General features: G+C 65.9%; 14 protein-coding genes and 1 tRNA gene. 5 read left to right on the top strand and 10 right to left on the bottom strand.

All coding sequences use genetic code 11. From position 1 onward, the window contains the following. Positions 1 to 10: 10 nt before the first annotated feature. From drmB to WQO_RS18960, 5 genes are read right to left on the bottom strand one after another with little or no spacing between them, the layout of a single operon-like run. Entirely contained in the window at positions 11 to 1,945 is a 1,935-nt protein-coding gene (gene drmB / locus WQO_RS18980; protein ID WP_010064800.1) for a DUF1998 domain-containing protein, read from the bottom strand. Next, on the bottom strand, positions 1,942 to 5,388 hold the full coding sequence (locus WQO_RS18975; protein ID WP_058954037.1) for a helicase-related protein: 3,447 nt from the start codon (positions 5,386 to 5,388) through the stop codon (positions 1,942 to 1,944). Before WQO_RS18975 ends, drmB begins: the two co-directional genes overlap by 4 nt. After that, positions 5,385 to 7,088: a nuclease-related domain-containing DEAD/DEAH box helicase gene (locus tag WQO_RS18970; protein WP_029182786.1), complete on the bottom strand. Its 1,704-nt coding sequence runs from the start codon at positions 7,086 to 7,088 to the stop codon at positions 5,385 to 5,387. The genes WQO_RS18975 and WQO_RS18970 overlap by 4 nt, the downstream gene beginning before the upstream one ends. Beyond that, entirely contained in the window at positions 7,076 to 8,593 is a 1,518-nt protein-coding gene (locus tag WQO_RS18965; protein ID WP_010064805.1) for a hypothetical protein, read from the bottom strand. The genes WQO_RS18970 and WQO_RS18965 overlap by 13 nt, the downstream gene beginning before the upstream one ends. Further along, on the bottom strand, positions 8,590 to 9,525 hold the full coding sequence (locus WQO_RS18960; RefSeq protein WP_202970404.1) for a hypothetical protein: 936 nt from the start codon (positions 9,523 to 9,525) through the stop codon (positions 8,590 to 8,592). The genes WQO_RS18965 and WQO_RS18960 overlap by 4 nt, the downstream gene beginning before the upstream one ends. A gap of 237 nt (positions 9,526 to 9,762) precedes the next feature. On the opposite strand from WQO_RS18960, the gene WQO_RS18955 reads away from it, so the two are divergent. From WQO_RS18955 to WQO_RS18945, 4 genes are all read left to right on the top strand, one after another. Continuing rightward, positions 9,763 to 9,821, top strand: a tRNA-Ser gene (locus WQO_RS18955). Positions 9,822 to 10,045: 224 nt separating this feature from the next. Beyond that, complete coding sequence (locus WQO_RS35185; protein WP_079055573.1) at positions 10,046 to 12,649, top strand: tetratricopeptide repeat protein; 2,604 nt, start codon at positions 10,046 to 10,048, stop codon at positions 12,647 to 12,649. Positions 12,650 to 13,421: 772 nt separating this feature from the next. Continuing rightward, positions 13,422 to 13,556 carry a hypothetical protein gene (locus tag WQO_RS35180; RefSeq protein WP_418082113.1) on the top strand — a complete coding sequence of 45 codons (135 nt, stop codon included), beginning with the start codon at positions 13,422 to 13,424 and terminating at the stop codon, positions 13,554 to 13,556. Positions 13,557 to 13,820: 264 nt separating this feature from the next. Continuing rightward, positions 13,821 to 14,627 (top strand): SGNH/GDSL hydrolase family protein, encoded by an 807-nt coding sequence (locus tag WQO_RS18945; protein ID WP_029181918.1) that lies wholly within the window; start codon positions 13,821 to 13,823, stop codon positions 14,625 to 14,627. Positions 14,628 to 14,690: 63 nt separating this feature from the next. On the opposite strand, the gene WQO_RS18940 is transcribed toward WQO_RS18945, so the two are convergent. The 5 genes from WQO_RS18940 to WQO_RS18920 form a co-directional block, all read right to left on the bottom strand. Beyond that, positions 14,691 to 15,119 carry a nuclear transport factor 2 family protein gene (locus WQO_RS18940; protein WP_193407283.1) on the bottom strand — a complete coding sequence of 143 codons (429 nt, stop codon included), beginning with the start codon at positions 15,117 to 15,119 and terminating at the stop codon, positions 14,691 to 14,693. 84 nt (positions 15,120 to 15,203) lie between these two features. Beyond that, entirely contained in the window at positions 15,204 to 16,037 is an 834-nt protein-coding gene (locus WQO_RS18935) for a class I SAM-dependent methyltransferase (RefSeq protein ID WP_010056592.1), read from the bottom strand. A 52-nt stretch (positions 16,038 to 16,089) separates the two neighbouring features. Further along, positions 16,090 to 16,839 carry an ATP-binding cassette domain-containing protein gene (locus WQO_RS18930; protein WP_010056593.1) on the bottom strand — a complete coding sequence of 250 codons (750 nt, stop codon included), beginning with the start codon at positions 16,837 to 16,839 and terminating at the stop codon, positions 16,090 to 16,092. Continuing rightward, complete coding sequence (locus tag WQO_RS18925) at positions 16,836 to 17,423, bottom strand: hypothetical protein (protein WP_010056594.1); 588 nt, start codon at positions 17,421 to 17,423, stop codon at positions 16,836 to 16,838. The genes WQO_RS18930 and WQO_RS18925 overlap by 4 nt, the downstream gene beginning before the upstream one ends. After that, the gene (locus WQO_RS18920; RefSeq protein ID WP_010056595.1) at positions 17,420 to 18,709 is read right to left on the bottom strand and encodes a DUF7224 domain-containing protein; all 1,290 of its coding nucleotides are present in this window, start codon (positions 18,707 to 18,709) and stop codon (positions 17,420 to 17,422) included. Before WQO_RS18920 ends, WQO_RS18925 begins: the two co-directional genes overlap by 4 nt. Positions 18,710 to 19,211: 502 nt before the next feature. Here WQO_RS18920 and WQO_RS18915 point away from each other — a divergent pair. Continuing rightward, entirely contained in the window at positions 19,212 to 21,026 is a 1,815-nt protein-coding gene (locus WQO_RS18915) for a S9 family peptidase (protein WP_010056596.1), read from the top strand. Positions 21,027 to 21,041 lie beyond the last annotated feature (15 nt).

Here is a 21,041-nt window from a genome sequence, read left to right as displayed (position 1 = left end):
GAAGACGCAGCTACAGCGCGAAATCCGAGAAATAGCCCAGGGTAGGTTGATCGAACGTACCGATCACCAAGCCACGGTCGAGGAAACGGTTGAACTCCTCGCAGCTCGTCTCAGGCAGCAGTGCGCAGCCATGGCAGGCGGCCAAATTGCATGAGTCTGGGCCTTGACCCTTCTCCCCCGCGTCCATACAGACCGGATCCGTCGAGCACCAGGACGCATCACTCAAGGCGGACGCGAAGACGGACCGCAGGTGCTCCTTCCGGGCCATCCGGACAAGACCTCCCATGGTGCCCTCAGAATCACCAGCTGCGGTATAGATCAGCAGACCAGCCATGTCACGCCCACTCTGTTGCGATACGTAGAGACGCTCCCGCAACGATGCTGAGCTATAGCCACTGGTGAATACAAGCTCGTTGATCAGCAGGTGTCCGAGCGTGTGCAGCATTACGAACCCTGGGCTAAGATCTCGAAGTCGTCCGCCCCGATCGGTGATCACTTGCGAATGGCGCTGCGCAATCATGGCTGCACGCGCCTGGACTTCGCCCCGAGCCTCCCACCGCGCGAGCCGCTCGGGGTCAAGCTCGAGGTAGATGCCCTCGCCCTTCACCACATACGCGGGGAGCCAGTCCCTGTCCGGCGGCAATGCGCGGCGCCGGAGCATGGCTTTGCCTACCGGCAGCTTTAGCTCACTGTCGCGTCCCCGCGTGAAGCCTCGCAGGGCACGCGTCTCCTGGAGGACCCTCACGCTTCTCACTCGGCCGATGTGAGAACTCAGATCAGCGTGGATGCCCGGGTCGGTCGCGCGCAGGGCGTCGTCATCGGGGGTCTCGCGGAGCCTCTTGAACTCGGGGTAGCGCCAGATGTCGTCGCTCGTCAGGTCGTCCGCGCCGTCTTCCCCTCCCTCGCCATCGGCGCCAATGCCGTGTCGGTCGTGGTACATGGCGAGAAGTTGCTCGTCGCTGTACGAGTCAAAGAGCTCGGGCGCCAACTGCTTCCGAAGCATCGCAGGGGTTGCGTCAGCACCCGCGAACGAGTGGACGATCTCCATGACCACGCCGACGTCAGCCCTCTTCAGAAGCTCTCGCATGGCATCGGTTACGACTCCCTCCTGTTGTGGCAGGAAGATCGATGATTCGACCCGCGGGAAGTAGACGTTGCCGGCAGCTCGAAGGGCGCCACGGATGGGCTTGTCGCACGGACCGTCCGCCTCGTGGAGCCACGGACGAGCCCCCGAGCAGCGGTAGGGATCGCTGCGTCCGGCCAGGTCCTCGGTGAGGACGGTGCTTTCCAGGCCGTCGTCACCGCGACGGCCGCCCATCGTGATGCCCTGCAAAGTGCGGGACGCTCCACACCCGCGACGCTCGTCGCGCTTGCCCTTGTCGTCGTAACCACAGCGGACGACCTGGCCTTCAAGCCCTCCGCCACCGGTCGAGAACAGCCGCAGCACGCCCGCGCAATTCGGGTCCTTGGACCGATGCACCCACTTATCGAATGGGAAGTCGTCAACGTGTCCGCTCTCGCAGATGGCCACGAATGGCACTTGTGCCATGCGCGGACCGCTGCCACGACGCCCCTCGTGCGCACGGTCCTCGCAGCGGACGACATCCTGGAAGCTCAGCGTCGTCAGCTTGAGCCGCTTGCAGTACATGCAAAAGCACCAGCGAGGGAACCGCAGGACGGGAACCGTCAGCTTGACGTTGCGCTGATCCTTGCCGCTCCCAGCGGACCGGAAGTCCGGAGGTAGTCGGAACCCGGCCACCTTGAGACGAGCTTCAAGGCGCCAGTCGTGTACGACAAACTCCTCCAACGCGAGGTTAGGATCATCCTTCGGGTACCAGTGGTCTAGACCGGCCGTAATCACCGAAGTACCGTCGACGAGCACGCTCATCGCACCCACGCCGAACGGCGCCACAAGCTGCGCCCGCCGAATGCTTCCGCTACTCATGCCTCGCTGTCCTCCGCTGCCAGGTCATCCATGACGTACGCCCGCGTGATCTCCAGTCGGCACTCAGCGTCGACGCTGCGCATGCTCATGGGCGTGTCCCAGGTGATCGTCTTATTGTCGGGATCTGCGAGTTCACCGGCCGGGCGCATCAGGCCCTGCTTTGGGTCGCCGTCGAAGTATGTGCTCGCGGCCCACACTGTCCGCTCACCCAGGCCCCACTGACGGGCCCGCTCTGCAGCCCAGTGTTCAAACATGGGGACCTCCTCGGGGTCGGCAAGCTCGGCACGCTGGCGCAAGAGCGCAACCGCCGCGTCGTATGCAGCCTTCGGGAAGGGATACGGCTCGAGGTCGGGATCCAGCTGCCGCATGCGAGAGATCGCCGCAGCGTGGAGTGCACGCTTCAGCACAGGCTCGGCAAACGGCGTAACGGAGGTCGGTTCGACTTGGGCGTACAACTGCTGGTGGTACGTCCGAAAACGCTCGTAGTGGCTGCGGTCGCGCGGCTTCGCGGCGCCGTAGATCGTGATGACGAGGCCGGGGGCTCTCGGATCACGGCCGACACGGCCACTGACTTGGATGTACTGGGCAGTCGTCTTCGGCTGACCCACGATCGTCATGAGGCCGAGGCGGGACACATCGATACCGACCTCGATGATGTTGGACGCGAGGCAGATGTCGATGCAGTCCGGCGAGGGGAGCTTCTCCTGCAACTGCTCGATCGCCTTAGGGATCTCGTCGCTACGCCGACGCGACGTTAGTTCCATCGCGTTGCGGGGCCAGCGCGGCGCGATGCCGTCGCGGCGCTGCAATCCGACGAGGTAGTCAGGCACGTCGGACTGCAGTAGCGAGACCGTGTTGCCCAGCTCTCGCAGGCTGTTCAGGAAGTTGAGGTTCGTCCAATAGCTGTCGCGGTCGGCCTCGTCCGGGATCTGCGGTCCCGCCTGAAGTGTCGCGGCGGCGACGCGGACCTGCACGGTCTGCGTCGAGCCGAGCGAGGAGCTCATGACTCCCAAGTACTTCCGGCCGGGGGCGGGCGTTCCATCCTCCAGCGTTGCCGGCTCGGCGAAGAACGAATGCCCCTCGGTCAACCCGTGCGGCGGGAACAGCGCCACTTCAGTGCGCCCGAACAGTCCCTTGATCTGGTCCTCGTAACGCCGGACGGTCGCGGTCGACGCGATGATCTTCGCAGGAATCCGCTGTCCTCCACGGCGATCGGTAGTCAGATCGTCGATCACCGGCTCGTAAAGGCCGACCATCGACCCAAGCGGGCCGGAGATTAGGTGCAGCTCGTCCTGGATGATGAGACCCGGTGGCGAGTACAGACGCTTGCCATGCTCATCGAGCCCGAACAAGTAGCGCGCCTTGGGGCGCCACGCCATGGTCGCGAACTTGTCGACGGTGCCGATCACGATCGACGGCCTGGACTCGTAGATGTCGTCGTCGACGACATGCACCGGCAGCGTTTTGCGCCCGCTGAAGCGGCAGAGATCGTCGATGCACTTGAGCACGAAGCGATTGCCTGACCATACGTACCCCGGCGTGTCCTGCCCCTTTTTGGCACGTCGTACTGGTCCCATCTTTGTGCCACACCAAGGGCACTTGAGGAGCAGGAACCGGTTCGGCGCAGTGGAATCCGAACGCAGCTTTTTGAGGCTGGAATCGGCGCTCTTCCACGTGTTCGGGGTTGAGTCGCCACCGAGCCAGACGCCGATACCGAACGGAGACTTGCCGAGCTCTTCCTCGTTCTTGGAGCGCATGTCCTCAAGCACGCAGATCAGGGATGATGCCCGAAGGAACTGCTGGGCGGTCAGGAGCCGCAGGGTGTAGCGCATCAGGGTGTCGGTGCCGGCGTCGTCCCGGTTGCGCAGACGGCGGGCGATGAGCGAGATGGCCGAAGCACCCAAGTAGGCCTCAGTCTTTCCGCCACCGGTCGGGAAGAAGATCAGGTCGACGACGGACCGCTTCGCGTGCGTCGGGTCGACGAGCTCTGGCAGGCTCGCTAGGACGAACGCGACCTGGAAAGCACGCCACCGACCGTCACGGGGTCCAGGCACGGCGTCAGGATGCGCGCCGACAGGACGGTAGACGTCCTGCGCGTCTTTGACGACCTCGCGAGTGTCGAGTCGAGAGCGGACCTGCTGATAGAGCATCGCGAAGTTGGCGAGCTGGAAGGCGCGCGCCGCCAGAGGGTAATGCAGCACGAGCTGCCAACCCTCCTCCATCCGCTTGAGCGCTTCGCGGCAAAGCCGCATGTGCCGCAATGCAGCCGGGTGGAAGCGCTCGTCGAGATCGTGGATCGAGGCCTCGCGCTGTTCGATCCACTCGCGGTACAGCCTTAGCACCTTCTCGACCTGGGCATCGCCCTCAGGGGTCTGCTCCGCAAGCTCGGCCATGCTGACGCTGACTGAGGTCCGGCTTCCGTCCTGATGTACCTCGTAGACGTCAGGCGTCAAACTCGCGACTTCGTACGCAGGCATGGTGTCCGCCTCGACCCAGGTCACGGGCTCGGATTCCTCCCAAACTGCGGCGCAGCCGTGACCGATCGCGTAAGTGAGACGCTCGCGGTAGAGCAGCGCGATCGACTCCTCTTCCTCGTCACTATCTGGCTGTTGGACGGCCGGGTAGGGCTCGATCCGGAGACCTCCCTGTACGGTTGCCTTGAACCCCATCTGGAAGAAGGCGCTGCTCGGTCCCGTACCGGGCACCTCGTTGGTCACGGCAAGGGTGACGAGTCGAAGGTCCGCATTTGGCTCGCCCGGCACCATCCGGCTAAAGACACTGAGCGTCGGCACCTTGGCAGGAGCAATCTTCGGCTCACTCACCGACGGCGCCGTCGGCACGACCTTGATCCTTTGCACCTCGTTTAGGAGCGTGGCGCCGGACACCGTCGCGTGGAGCTCGAACGGTCGGCGCACCCACCAGTCGAGATCCGAGACACCGGGAATTGTTACGACGACCCGGTCGTAGTACGCGCCGGTCACGCGCACGCCGAGCGAACCGTCCGACGGCACCCTGACCTTGAACGAGATCGCCATCGCCGAGGGTTTCCGCCGGTTGGCGTCGGAGAGGTCGAAGTCGTCCGTGTCAACCTCATCCCGGGCGACGTGCCCCTTCACTTCGACCGGCGGCTGATCGGGGTTTTCCTCACTCTGGGGAGCGCCGTCGATCACGACTGGGTGCTGGTCGACGGCCGTGCCCCCGGCGCTTCCGCCGCTGGAGAGGACACCCACGCCGTACCGTCGCAGCGGGTCGGAACGCGTCAGCACCTCCTCAAGGGTGTCACGATCATGGAACTGCCCGTTGCCCTCCTCCTTGGTCGTGAACCTGAACTTTGGCCCCGAGCAGTCAATCGGGGCGCCGAGGGGCTTCTCACCCGGTTCCGGTCCGAACAACTCGCGGCGCACCGCGGCCTCGACGATGCAGCGGGCTTCCTCACCGGTCACCGCTCCCCCTCCATACCTGCGCGTAGTGTGTCAGCCTCGATAACGCCGTACAGCCGGTCGGTGGCCCTGGTGAGCCCGACATACATGACCGAATCGAAGTTGGGCACGAGCTTCCGATCGAGATCTGTGACCACAACCGCCGGCGCCTCAAGGCCCTTGAACGCCTGAATCGTGGCGTACTGCAGTTCGCCCTTTCTCCGCGCCTGGCCAGTCGTCGGCTGCAGGATCTGCCGGAGCCACTGATCGGTCGTGGACGCCGCGACTGACCCCTCCGCCAGTGGGCTGAGCACGACGATTTCGTCCAGCTTGTAGTGGTCGTCCCGGAGCCTCCGGATCGCCTCCAGCAGCAGTGGCGTCTGGTCGCTCCCGGCCTCGTATTTCAGCCATCCAGGGTTTACTCCGTCGTCGCCGCGGCGGAACTTCCTGTAGCCAGGCTCAAGGCCACTGAAGATGTTGACGCTGTGACCGATGCGCGGCAGGTTGCGGCAGTTCATGGTCAGCCGACAGCTGGGCAAACGCGGCATCCTCGTGCGAAGCAGTTCCCGGCCCGCGCCGTCGTCGTAGATCACCTGCCGCTCAAAATCACCGAACAGCAGCACACGCCCTGACCCGAGTCCCCCTTTGACCATCAGGTCAAGGACATCAAGATACGGCTCGCTGAGGATGTCCTGCACCTCGTCGATCACAAGGAAGTCCACCGCCGCGCCGTCGCCCATAGCAACGATGCTCTCCATAGCTCGTTCCGGCAGCTCCTCGGTCCAGAACTCGGCTGGTGGATCAGCGGGCGGCTTCACCCCGGCAACCGCCAGCAGCTGGCGATGCAGGGTACCGACCTTCAGGTTTCGATCCTCGGGCATGTCTGCCATTAGGCGCCTACCGAGCAGACGGTTAAAGCAGAGCAAGCGGCCCTGATGCCCCTGGGCAAGCTCACGCCGCGCCGCTTCCATGGCCAGGAGAGTCTTGCCAGACCCGGCCGGCCCAGTGAAGAGCACCGCATGGTTGTCGGCCATAGAGTCGAGTGCATCGTATTGCTCTTCGACGAAGTGGATGAGCTGGTCCTGACGGGCGTGTCTGAGATCGGCGGCGACCACCCCCACCTCGAACTGGGGTCGCAACAAGGACGCAATCCGTTGGGCCATCGTTCTATCGGGGCCGACCCCGCCATACGCGACATACGTGGTCTTATCGAGGTGCACAGTGCCCCTCTTGATCGTGCGCATGACCGCAGCCGCGACGCCGTTCTTGAGGTCTTCAGAATCAAACACCTGCCAGTCGTGCCACTCGGGCGACTCGGGAAGCATCGTCCGCGCGCGCACGGCGGTGAACCACGCGGCGCTAAGCACCGGGATCGAGTTGAGGTTGACCTTCTTCTTCAACAGGTACTTACGCAGGCTGTGCATGGCGTCACTCGCCTGCTTGAACGGACCTCGCGCAGTTGGAGCGTCATTGCCAAGTTTCCACACCCCATTCCGGTAATCGAACGTCAGATGCGACTTCACTTCGATGACCAGAATCCCGTGTTCTGGCACAATGACGATGAAGTCGGCCTCCCCCTCGGGCTTCTTCACATGGTCGGCAATCGCAAGCGAGTGCAGCACGATCCAGTCGTTGGTGCCGTCGCTCTCGGCAAGTGCCTTATACAGCTCCTGCTCCCCCGGCGGCGCACTTGTCGGGAAATACGAAGGAATCATTCGAGCCATTCGCCGCTCCGATCGAAGAAGGGAACCCTCGTGCGCAGCCGCGGCACGATCTCTGTGTACGGGGAACGCGCCAGCACCTTTGCGGCCACGATGCTTCGGAAGCCCTCGCGCTGGATATCCAGACTCATGTGGCTGTCACGCTCAAGGGCCGCCAGGTCAGCCCGGCTCACCGCATTCTCCAGTTCTTCGCGCAGATCAGCGCTCACCTGATATACCGCGCGGCGCAGCGCCATCGCATTTTGATGCGAAGGCTCCGCAGCCAGGCCCAACCACCCGAGCAAGAGAACCAGATCATGCTCATGCTTCGGGCTGATGAGCGTTGTCTCAGTCCACGCCCGAACGCGCGCCGCCGACCTGACACCCCGTGCTCGCAGCTCCGCGATGCTTGCTCTCACGCCCCTGCTTGCGAGCCGTTCCTCCAATGCCGTCTTCCATCCGCGCTGCGTCGCCTCGATTGCCCCGGCGCGCGGCCCCATGAGATGCAGCGCGGCCTCATACATAGCGCCACGTTCCGTCTCCCCGTCGCGCAGCACCAGGTATGTTCCCGGCACGACGTCCTTGACCGCGGCGTATGTCACCCGTTCGCCCTCAGGCTGACTCGGGTCAAGCGCCCGGATCCGGTCGCCATCATCCAGCCATATAGCGAGATTGCCTGCGAGCAGGACCTTCCACGCCTCGGCTTCGTCCGGTCCCGGCTCGCTATCACCAGAAATACGCCCGCGCCATATCGGCTGGGGATAGTAGGCGTCCCCCATCGGCTCATCGTCGGAGATAGGCGACTCTGGCTCGCTGAGATCGCCGAAAGTCCACTCCCTAATACTGACTTTTATCGCACCGTCAGCCTGGTCAGCAAACCGCGAGACCGGAATCGCTCGCTGGCGAAACCACGCCGGCATGAGGAAGGTCACCTCGTTCGTCGCCGGCGCCGTCACCAGCGACGGCGGGAAGAAAGACGGCGGCCCAACGACATACAGCTGCTCAACGCGCTCGCTTACGTCGCTGAGCTCGCCGGGTAGCAGCACGGGAACGGAAAGCGAGGTAAGCCAATCTTGCAATCCTGCCCGGGCCCTATTACTGCCGGCCACCACGGCACAGATCGACGGGTTTGCCTCTTCGATTGAGCGCCAGAGCTCGCCGCCAACCGGCGAATCGGTCTGACACACACCCTGGGCGGCCTCGGCGATCTCGTCTAGGAGCACCTCGTCCGCCACTGCGCCGCGAAGCGTACGTGCCTCGCGGACGACCGCGCTGGCGGCCTCGGTAACGGCCAGATGAAACCCGTCGGGCTGCGGCTGCATCATACGGCGCCAGCGCAGGGCGTTCGCCGCACGTAACAGGTCGCCCCTAACGTCACTGCTGTTCTCGCTGACGGTGTAACCGAGGCTGCGAACCGCTGCATTGAGCCGGGCACCCGCCGGATCACCGACAACGAAGACCTCAACGCCATGACGTACGACTTCGACGGACGCCTTATATCGCCTGATGACGTCGTGCACCCGGTTCATAGGGCCACCGTGAACGCAAGCGCCTCTACACCCCCGGGCGGCTGCCATTGCAGCTCACCTTTCAGGCCAACTGGGCGGCTGTTGGAACTCCGGGCTTCCATGATCGTCTCCGCAGCGGACTCATCCGCAACCGACCGGTCAATCACACAGACCACGATCGGCGCAAGGATGTCGTTGAGGTACTTGATCGCACCGTAACCATCGAGAATGGCGGCTTGGCACCGCTCGACAAGGTGCGGATCATCCGCCACTTTGGGCGCCGACACCACCTGAGTTGACCACGTCGCCGCTCCCTTCACCTCGGGCAGCACGTAGTTCGAGAGCGGGCACGGCACATCCTCCGGATCCTCTGCGTTACCGATGCACGCTGCCAGGTCCTGCAGGAGCCATTTGGCGGTGCCGACAAGGACAAGATCCGATGGCGGATCAGCCATCCGCGCCGCCCACGACTCAGACGCGCCAACGAACTGCGCCAGGAAACCCGGTGCGGGCAGCACGGAGTGCGACGATTCCACCGCTGTATCGAGCTCGGCTACCGCCTCGTATCGCGCGACAGGCAGCAACTTGTCGGCGACGATCACCCGCAGCTCCTCGGGACCGACTCGAAGCCCCGCGAACGCGCCGGTGTAAATGCGGTTACTCGTCACCGCCCGGAGGTACGTCGTCCGAGTTGCCGCCTGGAAGACCTCAATCGGGTCCGCTAGCTCGGGCGCCGGGCTGGACAGCATCCAGCCACTGGCGATGAGGGCGGCCGCATAGTCGCGCTGCGGAACCGAGACGGCAAGCACCAGCTGCCGCCCATCGAGCTTCGGTATGAAGCGGCGGAGTCTTGAGCCAAGCACGATGAACGATCCGATCCACGGAGCCCATTCGACCGCTCGTTCGGGGGCGTCCGCCAGACCAAGTCTGACTGACGAGCTTCCCTCCGTCACTGTGGCTGGCTCCCTCCGGCTGGGCATATGACCACTACTTGGCTTAGACCGGATGTTAGAGCCGAGTACTGACACATGGCTCAGAGATCGAAAATCTTATACCGTCGGCGGCGCATGGACGCGGTGGCGTCTCTGGCCGACACGATCGCCGACGCCGGTGGGCGCTGCATGGTCGTGGACTATCTGTGGACTCGCCTCTCCTCATGTGCCACGTGCAGATCGCTGACCTGCTGTGCTGCCTGGGCAGCAAGCGGCCTCCGGAGCCGTGTGCGCAGGTTCGAATCCTGCCGGGGGCACTCCAGCTCGGACAGCGTGACCAAGCCGCTGACCTGCTGAAGTGCCGAAGACGAAGGGTCGGACTCAGCCTCTCCGAGTCCGACCCTTCGTCGCTGTCTGTCACTGGTCGCGTGTGAGTGGTGCGTGAAGCGCGATCACGTCCGAAAGCCCCTCCTCGGGCGCAAGACCACCGATAGCCTTGCCGAAGATCGAGCTACCGGCTGACCAGTGACTTGGGGGAACGGTGTCGGGAAGGGTCACCCAGAGCAGAAGGATCGAACGGGCGGGGGTAAATGCTCTACGCGCGCTCCTCGAAGACCACGATCAGATCGTCCAAGAGATCGACGGCGGCAACGACTACGGGGAAGACCTGTTCGTCATGCTCACCAAGGACGGCGAGCGAACCGGTGTCGCGATCACCATCCAGGTGAAGAGCGGCAATAGGTACAAGCGTGCGCATAATTATGCTATCCCTGTCGAGGGTCATGCGAACGACTGGAAGAACGGCCTGTTGACCGTCCTGGGCGTCGTGTTCGACGTAGCAACAAAGCAGCTGTTCTGGGCGAACCTCACAGAGCGTCTGGAGTCCTCTGAGGAAGCGCCCAGCTGGATCGCTGTGCCGCGGGAACAGGAACTGAACGAGGACACCACCCAGTCGTTCCTGGCCTTGACCCATAAGTTCGTTGAAGCTCGGTCACAACGACGCATCGACGAGGCGTCACTGCAGGTCACTCGACTGTCAGGAACCTCCGGTGCCTCGCCCCGCTTCGTAGGCCGGAAGCGGGAGCAACAGGCGATCAGGGACATGCTGATCACCATGGGACGGCGAGTCCTGGTCTCAGGGATGGCCGGCGTCGGCAAGACGTCCTTGGTGGACCAAGTGATCAGGCACCACGATGTGTCTGCAGTGTTCTCTGGCGGCGTGATCGTCGCAGACATGCACGGGTTCTCGGCGCACCGCACGCGCATGGCTAGTCCCGGGATCGCGTACGGACCTCTCCTGTCAGTTCTCGGCGTACCGGGTGACGAGATCCCACGTACCGCAGAAGGCCAGGCTGCGCTCTACCATCGAACGCTCGACACCCTCGACGCCTCTGACGACCCGGTGTTGATGGTATTCGACAACGTAGCCGAACTCTCTCAGGTCGCCGAGTTGCTCCCCAGGGCACAAACCCATGGCGTGGTATTGACCTCTCGCAGCAGGTTGGGAGTGCTCGAAGGGATCGAGACGATCAACCTCGACTGTCTCAGCCCGGAGGAGTCAAACGTCCTGCTCACTCAGATCTTGGGATCTGAGGACCAGCGCCTCCACGCCCCCGACCCGATCCATGATCTGTGCACACTGTGTGGCCATCTTCCGTTGGCGCTCAGCATCTCTGCAGCAATTCTAAGAGACGACGTCGATCTCACGATCGACGAGCTACTGGTAGAACTGAGGGAAGAGAAGGGCCGACTTGATGTCCTGCACTTTGGGGACACCGCTGTACGGGCAGCCCTTCAGGTCTCACTCGCTCGCCTCGACTGCGCCATGAGGGACCCCTTCTGCCGACTCTCTATCCACCCGGGCAGCGAGATGTCGGAACAGGCTGCCTCGGCAGTCCTCGGAGTATCTGTCCCGCAGGCTCGCTCGCTCCTGCGCCGACTCAGTCAGGCCAGCCTCATCTCCCGCAGCTCCGTTGTCTCACGATGGCGGATGCACGACCTTGTGTATCTATTCGCTGCCGAGCAATGCGAAGCAACGGTGCCTGCCAGCGATCGCCAACAGGCCTTCAGCCGCCTAGCCGAGATGTACTGCCAGGCTTCACTAAATGCAGACCTCACACTGCGCGGCACCCCCGAGGGGAACCCGCCCCAGTTCCAGTCAATTATCGAAGCCCTGAGTTGGCTGGACCTAGAGTGCGCAAATCTGCAGGCTTCAGCACGGTTCGCTCGCGATGCCGATCTAACCGAACACGCGTATTCCATTTCGATGCACCTTATCGTCTATCTCGACCTAAGGGGGCGTATCACCGAAGGTCTTCAATCGGCGCAGATCGCCTACGAGTCGGCACGGAAAGAGCGTGACGCCGAACGGCAGGTTAGGGCTCTCAATAATGTTGGAATCAACCTCACCTCCCAAGGCAAGCTGGAAGATGCCATTCGAACTCTCAGAAAAGCAGCCGCAATTGCGGAACGGATCCGCTTCTTGCATGGGCAATGCGACGCAACAGTCAGCCTGGGTGCGGCAGTTCGCCAACATATCAGCCCCAGAGCAGCTATTCCGATCTTGATTGACGCCGTTAAACTCTCGAGAGAGAATCGAGACCCAAACGACATCGGAGCATCGCTAACCAACCTTGGCTCCGCATACCGCGAATCCGGCCTCTTGCGCCAAGCAGCGGCAGCCCTCAGCGCATCCATTCCATACCATCGCGCCTCGGGGAACCGGAGACAGGAAGCATCTGCACATGCCGGGCTGGGGGTAGCACTTAGCCAGCTAGGCCAGCAAGAGAAGTCCGAAGAGTGTTTCCAGAAGGCATTTACTGCTTACAGAGAAGTGCAGGACGAAGCGGGAATTCATCTCAACTACATGAACTTGGGGCATACGCAACTGAAATCTGGAAAAATCGAGGATGCGCGAGACTCCCTAAATCGAGCACGCCGCTTCTTTCGCCGCACCTCACATCATCATTTCGAGGCTAATTCACTCGGCTTGCTAGGGGCTGCAGAGTGGATGTCAGGAGACACCGACCAAGCACAGATCTACTACGAGGAATCCATTCGAATATTTCGTGGAATCGGACTGAAAGAAAGCGAACGAGAGATGAGGGCAGCACTACGTGAAATGTTGAGTGGCCGATCCAGCTAGCTTTAAGGCCCGCTGGGATCGCCACCCAGCCTCCTCTCTGCATAGCGCGCTATCTCACGCTGTCTCTGGGCTATCCCTAAGCCGTCCGAGGCCACTCAATGACGACCGGTGACTACTGCTAGCGACAGTCGTAGCGGGCGACGGCCGCAGGTCACCCGATTGGAGTTCCGACACTGGACGCACTATGCCCAAGCCCCGTAGAACTCAGCTGACCTGCCCGAGCCTGCACCCTGGAAGCCGCACAGTGCGTGTCTAACTGCGTGACAACGCCAGCGAACAACCGCGGACGAGCGCGGACGTCAGCGGACGATCGGCGCAGGTGAGCAGCACACCAGCCTAGGGCCGGACGACCAACCAAGTTGCTTCGGGACGAAGAGGTCGTGGGTTCAAATCCCGCCACCCCGACAGCTGACTCGCCAGGTGAGGCACCTACGGATTTCCGTAGGTGCCTCACCTGTTTCACGTACTCCAGAGATCGCCTCGACTCCCGTCTCTGCAGGTCAGCGGACGGCGAAGCGAAGAAGCGTTGATTCCCCAGCGCATAGACGTCCCGGCCTTGACCCAACTGCTCCACACCGATCGGCTGGGCACATGCCCATCGATCCGAGCGAGTACGACAAGTCCATGCCGGCCGTTGCGGCGTACCTCGCCAAGATCGAGCGGGCGGTTGATCGCACGCGTCTCGCACAGCGGGCGACCATATGCCGAAGTGCATCAGGCTCTCATTGAAGCCCTGCAGGCTGAGGATGCGCCCGTCCTCCTCGCCACTCGCATGGACGGCCGGCCGCTGGAGCCGGACGGCAGCCAGCTGGTGATGCCCCGGGACCGCTGCGGGGCCCGCTACGTCAGCTCCATCACCCGGGTCTGGGTCGGGGCCGCCCAGCTCCCCCCGTACACCGGAGGCTGAACCTCAGCACCCCCGTACGCGCCCGGCGTTGAGCCGTCCGGATGAACGCGCCGGGCTCGCGGGGGTTTGCCGGGGCGCACAGAATTCCCCCGAACTTGCTTATTCCGTCACCAAGTTGAGGTTTATCTACGCGCGGAGCATGACCCACCGAACGATCCTTCGGGCATATCAGACGACTTCTCGCACGGCTATTACCGGCGGGTACCGAGAGCTGCTAGAAACGGCATTCCCCACATCCCCCCACGCTTCGAAGGGCTGGCAGCCATGTCAGTACGAAGAATTTGGGCCTCTCTCTCCACTCTCGCGATCGCCGCCGTGGCGGCCATCGGTGTCGCCGGGCCGGCTTCCGCCGCCGACTCGGCCGCCGCGGGCGGCTATGCCGCGCTCGGCGACTCCTACTCCTCGGGCGTCGGCGCCGGAAGCTACCTCTCCGACAGCGGCGACTGCCGGCGCAGCACCGCCGCCTACCCCTACCTGTGGCAGGCGGCGAACTCCCCCGCCTCGTTCGACTTCGTCGCCTGCTCGGGGGCGACGACCTCGTCCGTGGCGAGCAGCCAGCTCGGCGTGCTCAACGCGTCCACCTCGCTGGTCAGCGTCACCGCCGGAGGCAATGACGTCGGGTTCGCCGACGTCATGCAGGACTGCGTGCTCGGCAGCGAGGCCACCTGCCTCGCCAGTGTGGACGCGGCCGTCGGGCAGATGAACAGCACCCTGCCCGGCAGCCTGGACGCGCTGTACGACGGCATCCGGGCCGGCGCCCCGCAGGCCCAGGTCGTGGTCCTCGGCTACCCCCGCTTCTACCAGCTGTCCGGCAGTTGCATCGCCGGGCTCAGCGAAGCCGAACGGGCCGCGATCAACAACGCGTCGGACGTGCTGAACGACGTCATCGCCAAGCGGTCCGCCGACGCCGGGTTCACCTTCTCCAGCGTGGTGGACGAGTTCACCGGACATGAGCTGTGCTCGGGCGACGCCTGGATCCACAGCGTCACCGTCCCGATCGAGAACTCCTACCACCCCAAGGCCGCGGGGCAGTCGGGCGGCTATCTGCCCGCCTTCCGCTCGGCGGTGTAGGACCGCGGAGCGGCACGGCGGTTCACCGGGCGACGACCGGTGGGCCGCCGTCCCGCGTCGTTCTCAGTAGCGCTCGACCAGGTGCTCCCGGCCGGCCGGAGGCTCGTACGACTCGGGCCAGAAGTCCGTCACCCCGGTGATCAGACCCTGCTCGTCGAACGTGAAGAAGTGGATGGCGTCCAACTCCTGCTCCGGCTCGCCCTCCTGTTCCCCCGTCACCGTGAACCCGGTCCGGGCCGCGGCCTGCCGTCCCTCCGCGTCGGCGACGATCCGCTCGACCCGGACGTGCCAGTCGCCCGGATACTCCTGGTTGAACCGGAGATACCGCTCCTTGCCGAGGATCCGCTCACGCGTCTGCGGCAGGTCGTACACCACGTCGTCGGCGAGGGTCGCCCCGAACGCACTCCAGTCGCGCGCCTCGGCCGCCGACCAGTACGTCTCCACCGCCCCGCGCAGCGCAGCCGTCGTCGTCCCCGAAGCGCTTCCTGTCATCTCGGTCATGAAGAAGAGTGTGGGCCCCACCACTGACAATCGGCCGGAGTTGCCCCGCGGGGCAGCTCCGACCTGGGGTTGTCCCTACCGCGTCGCCGGGCGCGACGCCTTGATCGAGTACATCAGCGGGATCCTCGGGCGGCCCGCCGCGAAGCGGTAGTGGCCGTCCGCGTGGCGCTCCAGCGTGTCGAACCGCGGGACGAGCGAGACGTCGTGCTCGTGGAGGAACTCGATCCGCAGCCCCGCCGAGGCGAGTGCCGTCACCACCCGGCCCACCGGGTGCTGCCACTCGACGCTGCGGTTGTGCACGGTCGGCGCGTCGAGGTCGGCGTACGTGCCCGGCGTCTCGTCCACCCAGGCGTCGCGGCTGAAGTAGTCGTCGGTGACCACCGAACCGGTCTCGTCCATCGAGTCGGTCAGCGGGTGGAACTCCGCCAGGTAGAGGAACCCGCCGGGTGCGACGAGCGACGCGGCGGTCTCGGCCCAGCGGTCGATGTCGGGCAGCCAGCCCAGCGCGCCGATGCCCGTGTAGACGATGTCGTACGCGGAATCGGGGACGGCGGCCGGGGCGTCGTACACGTCGGCCGCGACGAACGCCGCCCGGTCCGGGCCGAGACCCAGCGACAGGGCCAGGCCCCGGGCGGTCTCGACGGCGGGCTCGGAGAAGTCGAGGCCCACGACCTGTGCGGCGCCGTGCCGCGCCCAGGACAGGGTGTCCATGCCGAAATGGCACTGGAGGTGCAGCAAGGTCTTGCCGGTGACGTCCCCGACCTCGGCCAGCTCGAAGGCGCGCAGCGCGTCCTTGCCCGCCCGGAACGCGTCCAGCTCGTAGAAGTCGCTCGCCACATGGATCGGCACGCGTTCGTCCCAGCGCGCGCGGTTGGTCTCGTGCCAGTCGTCCGGAGTCGGGGAGTACATGTCCGCGAAGCTACCGACGGGCCGGGCGGGGGCGCGAGGGGTTATTCGCGGGCTACTCGGCGCTCTCAAGACCCATGAGGACGGAGTAGGCGGACTCGGCCTGCCGGCCCGGGGCGGCGTCGGGCCGTGCGTGGTCCAGGAAGGTCCCGGTCGCTCCGTGGTGGAGTATGCGGCCGCCGTTCATGAGGGAGACGGTGCTGGCCTCGTCCGCCAGGTCGGCGATGTCGTGGGTGGACATCAGCACCGGGACCCGTTCGGTGACCTTCCGCAGGACATCGCGGAACACGGTCCGCTGGTGCGGGTCGAGGCCGGCGGTGGGCTCGTCGAGGAGGATGACCTGCGCGTCGTGCGCCAGGGCGCAGGCGATGCCGACCCGGCGGAGCTGGCCGCCGGAGAGCTTGGCGGTCTTCCGGCCGCTCTCTTCGGCGAGGCCCACCTGTCCGAGAGCCGTGCCCGCGCGTTCCCACGCCTCGGTACGGTCCTCGCCCTTCAGCCAGGCGACGTACGCCACGTACTCACGGGCGGTCAGCTGCCGTGACGTCGGTACCTTCTGCGGCAGCCACGCCACGTTGCGGCGGTACTCACGTGAGGCGGAGGTGAGGCCGGAGCCCTTGAGCCGTACCTTGCCTCCCCCGGGTGCCACCGTGCCGGCAAGGAGGGACATCGTGGTCGACTTGCCCGCCCCGTTGGGGCCGAGCAGGATCGTCAGGCCCTCGTCGGGGACTTCGTAACTGAAGCCGGAGAGCACCGGGCGTTCCCAGCGGCGGTAGCGGAAGGTGACGCGGTCCAGTTGCAGGCTCATCGGTCGGTCCTTGGTGCGAGGCAGATGAAGACGAGAATCCCGGCCAGGAAGACGGCGAAGGCACCCACGGCGGCGTGGGCGACGTCGGCCGCCTCGGTGACGATCACCCAGGGGTAGGGGTCGTCACGGCTCCGGCCGCCGAGGAACATGGACTGGATCAGCCAGAAGACGGGGATCAGCGGGGCGCGGTGCCCCAGCAGGGGCCAGGCGGCCAGGGCCAGTCCGCAGAAGAGAAGGTTGTTGCGCGCGGCCACCAGCAGGGCATCCGACCCCACGAAGGACGTCACCGCGGCCACCACGGACACCAGGAGCGCGAAGCCGGATACCAGAACGATGTCCCGTGCGTCGACGCGCCGGACGGCCGAGCGTTCCAGCGGGGGCATCCGCCGCTCCAGGCAGGCGATCAGCGCGATGCCGGGGATGACGGCGACGAAGGTGCTGAGCTCCGTCATCATCGCGAAGTTCCCCAGGAACGAGGGGAAGACGATCGACACCCCGCTCGTCGAGCCGATGCCCAGGACGAAGGCGAGCAGCGCACCGGGCAGCAGTCCGAAAGCGCCCCGCTGGCGGAGCCACCAGGTCATGACCGGCCACCGGCCGGGCAGGCGGATGTGAGCTTCCGGTCGTACCACTTCTTCTGTTCCGGCAGGGGCAGCTCGGCCACCGAGGCCGTCTCGGACAGGAGCTGTTCCCTGGTCTGGCCCTGGCTGAACTTCTGGGTCTCCCGTGAGAGCCACGTCATGTAGTGGCTGTCCACCCCTATCGTCCGGGCCGCCCAGAGGGTGTTGAAGTGCAGGACGTTCCAGTCCGGTTCCGCGCAGGGCATGCCGACCACGGAGATGGCGATGTTCTCCCGGAGGACCTGGTCCTTCGTGCCCGGGGCCAGGGCGAGGGTCCAGCCCGCTCCGTCGGTGTCGATCCGCCGGACGTCCGCCACGGAGATGTCGGTGATCCGCTCGGGCTTCCGCGCGACGATGCCCTGGGCCTCCAGCCGGTCGGTCATCCGCCGGAGCTCGACCTGGACCTCACCGATGTGGTCGGCTCCGGCCTCCGGCAGGCAGACCTCGGGTGCGGTCCCTTCGCAGACGACCGGGGCCAGCCCCTTGGCGGTCGGCGGCATCGAGCGCCAGTCCGCGGTGATGCCGTAGGCGCCGAGCAGACCGCCGACGGCAAGGACGAGGGACAGCGCGATGTAGCGGACCGGGTCGCGGCGCAGGGCCGCCAGCGCGACACAGGCGAGTGCCAGACCGACCGTGGGCAGGATCGCCGCCACGGTCATGGCGGGCGAGTACGCCTCACCGAATCCCACCCAGTCGATCGCCCCGGTGACGTGGTGCGCCCAGTAGTTGGCCGTGCCGAGCGGGAAAGTGATGCCGACGAAGACCACCACCGCCACCAGCGGCGCGGAGTACAGCGCGTGGAGGTGGCGGCCGACGACGAAACCGATGACCGCGTGGGCGGTGATCAGCACCACCACGATGGCCAGGAGCTGGAGTGCGTACAGGTCGGGAAGGACACCGACCACCCACAGCCCGCCCGCCATGACTCCGGCCGTCAGCGTCGAGAGGCAGGCCACGGTGGTGAGGACGGGCTGCAGCGCGATGCGCCAGGTGGGCCGGACCGAGCCGAGCTGCCAGGCGCCCAGCGCCTTGAGCCGGGTGGCCTCCACAGCGGTGAGTCCGGCCGCGGCGGCCGCCGCCATCGGGACGGGGGCGTGCGCCGCGTAGGACGCGGCCTGTGCGGCCCAGGGCAGGTCGATGAGCTGCTCGATGCGCCGGGTGCTGGTCAGGAAGACGTAAAAGAAGAAGGCCCCGATGAAGGGCGTGGCCAGCACGGCCGGGTGGGTGCGGAGGGAGGTGAAGAGTCGCATGGGGCCTCATCGTGGAGCGCAAAGCCGGGCTTCCGCGCGGGATGCGCGGAAGCCCGGCGGGAATCAGTCGGCCTTGGTGGTGTCCACGTTGACCTTGTTGACAACGATGGCGCAGGAAACGCAGCCGGAACCGATGTTCCCGAGTTCGAAGTAGTAGCTGTCCCTGGGCAGCCCTTCCTTGGTCAGCGTGGTTCAGAGGCGCCAGGGGGCAACGCATGCCCGGTTCGTCCGGCCTTGCTCAGATCCATCACGCCGTCAGCAGAACAAGAAGAACCGGACCCTCGCATTCCGCCGACTTTCCGTACGACTTCCTGTGCGACTTACATCATGCCGCTGAAGGTTGACCACCACGATGACCGCACGTACAGGGCAGATCAGAGCTCCGGAATTCGCCCTCCGGAATTGCGGCCCGGGAATTCCGTCCCACCCCCGCACGCGCGCCCCGGCGAGCCTGTTCCGCATCCCGTTCCGGGCAGGCCGGGCGATCGGGTTGGATGGGAACATGACGACGACTGATGCTGCAGCCGCACCCGACTGGGAGAAGCGGTTCCGTGCACCCCGCGTCTCCCTGCCCGACTGGGCCGAGGACGCCCCCGACCGTTCCCTGTTCGTTTCCAACGCCACCGGCACCTACGAGCTGTACGCGTGGGACCGGGCGAGCGGGCGGCAGCGCCAGGTGACCGACCGGCCCAACGGGACCACCGACGGCGTGCTCACGCCGGACGGGGAAGCCGTCTGGTGGTTCAGCGACACCGACGGCGACGAGTTCGGGGTGTGGATGCGCCAGCCGTTCGGCGGCGGCGATGACGAGCCGGCCGCGCCGGGCCTCGCGCCCTCCTACCCGGCGGGTCTGGCCATCGGGCGGGACGGTTCGGCGGTGATCGGCCGGTCGACCGACGAGGACGGCACGACGGTCCACCTGGTGCGGGCGCCGGGCGCCGAGCCCGTGGAGATCTACCGGCACCGGGAGTCCGCGGGCGTCGGGGACCTCTCCCACGACGGGACGCTGATCGCGCTGGAGCACACCGAGCACGGCGACGCGATGCACTCCGCGCTGCGCGTGGTCCGCCCGGACGGCTCGACCGTGGCCGAGCTGGACGACACCGAGGGCGGCACGAAGGAGCTGGGGCTCAGCGTGCTGGGTTTCGCGCCCGTCGCCGGGGACACCCGGCTCCTCGTCGGGCATCAGCGGCGGGGCCGCTGGGAGCCGATGATCTGGGACCCGGTCGCGGGCACCGAGACCCCGCTGCCGATCGACCTGCCGGGCGATGTGGGGGCCGAGTGGTATCCGGACGGCTCCGCGCTGCTCGTCGAGCACGAATTCGAGGCCCGCAGCGAGCTGTGGCGGTACGAGCCGGGGGCGGACGCGCCCGTGCGCGTGGAGACCCCCGCCGGCACGGTCTCGGGCGCCACGGCCCGCCCGGACGGGACGGTGGAGTACCTCTGGTCCTCGGCCGCGCAGCCGCCCGTGGTGCGGTCGACGAGCGGTGCCGTGGTCCTGGATCCTCCCGGGGCGAAGGCCCCGCCGTCGGTGGCCGTCGAGGACGCGTGGGTCGAGGGGCCCGGCGGCCGGATCCACGCCCTCGTGCAGAAGCCCGCCACCGGTGAGGGCCCCTTCCCCACCGTCTTCGAGATCCACGGCGGGCCCACCTGGCACGACAGCGACGCCTTCGCCTCCGGCCCCGCCGCCTGGGTCGACCACGGCTTCGCGGTCGTCCGGGTCAACTACCGGGGCTCCACCGGATACGGCCGTGCGTGGACGGACGCGCTGAAGCACCGGGTCGGCCTGATCGAGCTGGAGGACATCGCGGCCGTACGGGAGTGGTCCGTGAAGTCCGGGCTCGCGGACCCGGAGCGCCTGGTCCTGGCCGGCGGTTCCTGGGGCGGCTATCTGACTCTGCTCGGCCTCGGCACGCAGCCCGACGCCTGGGCGCTCGGCCTGGCCGCCGTGCCCGTCGCGGACTACGTCACGGCGTACCACGACGAGATGGAGGCCCTGAAGGCGATGGACCGCACGCTGCTGGGCGGCACGCCGGAGGAGGTGCCCGAGCGCTTCGAGGCCTCGTCCCCGCTGACGTACGTCGACGCGGTGCGCGCCCCCGTCTACATCTCGGCGGGCGTCAACGATCCGCGCTGCCCCATCCGTCAGGTGGAGAACTACGTGGACCGGCTGGCTGCGCGCGGCGCGGTCCACGAGGTCTACCGCTACGACGCCGGGCATGGCTCGCTCGTGGTGGAGGAGCGGATCAAGCAGGTGCGGCTGGAGCTGGAGTTCGCCCTGAAGCACCTGGGCGGCGGTGCCGTCCAGGGGGCGTAAGGGCCGGATAAATTG

The sequence above is a fragment of the Streptomyces globisporus C-1027 genome (genome assembly GCF_000261345.2).
GTDB lineage: Bacteria > Actinomycetota > Actinomycetes > Streptomycetales > Streptomycetaceae > Streptomyces > Streptomyces pakalii.
The sequence above is the reverse complement of the archived record's forward strand: the minus strand, read 5'-3'. Positions and strand labels throughout refer to the sequence as shown.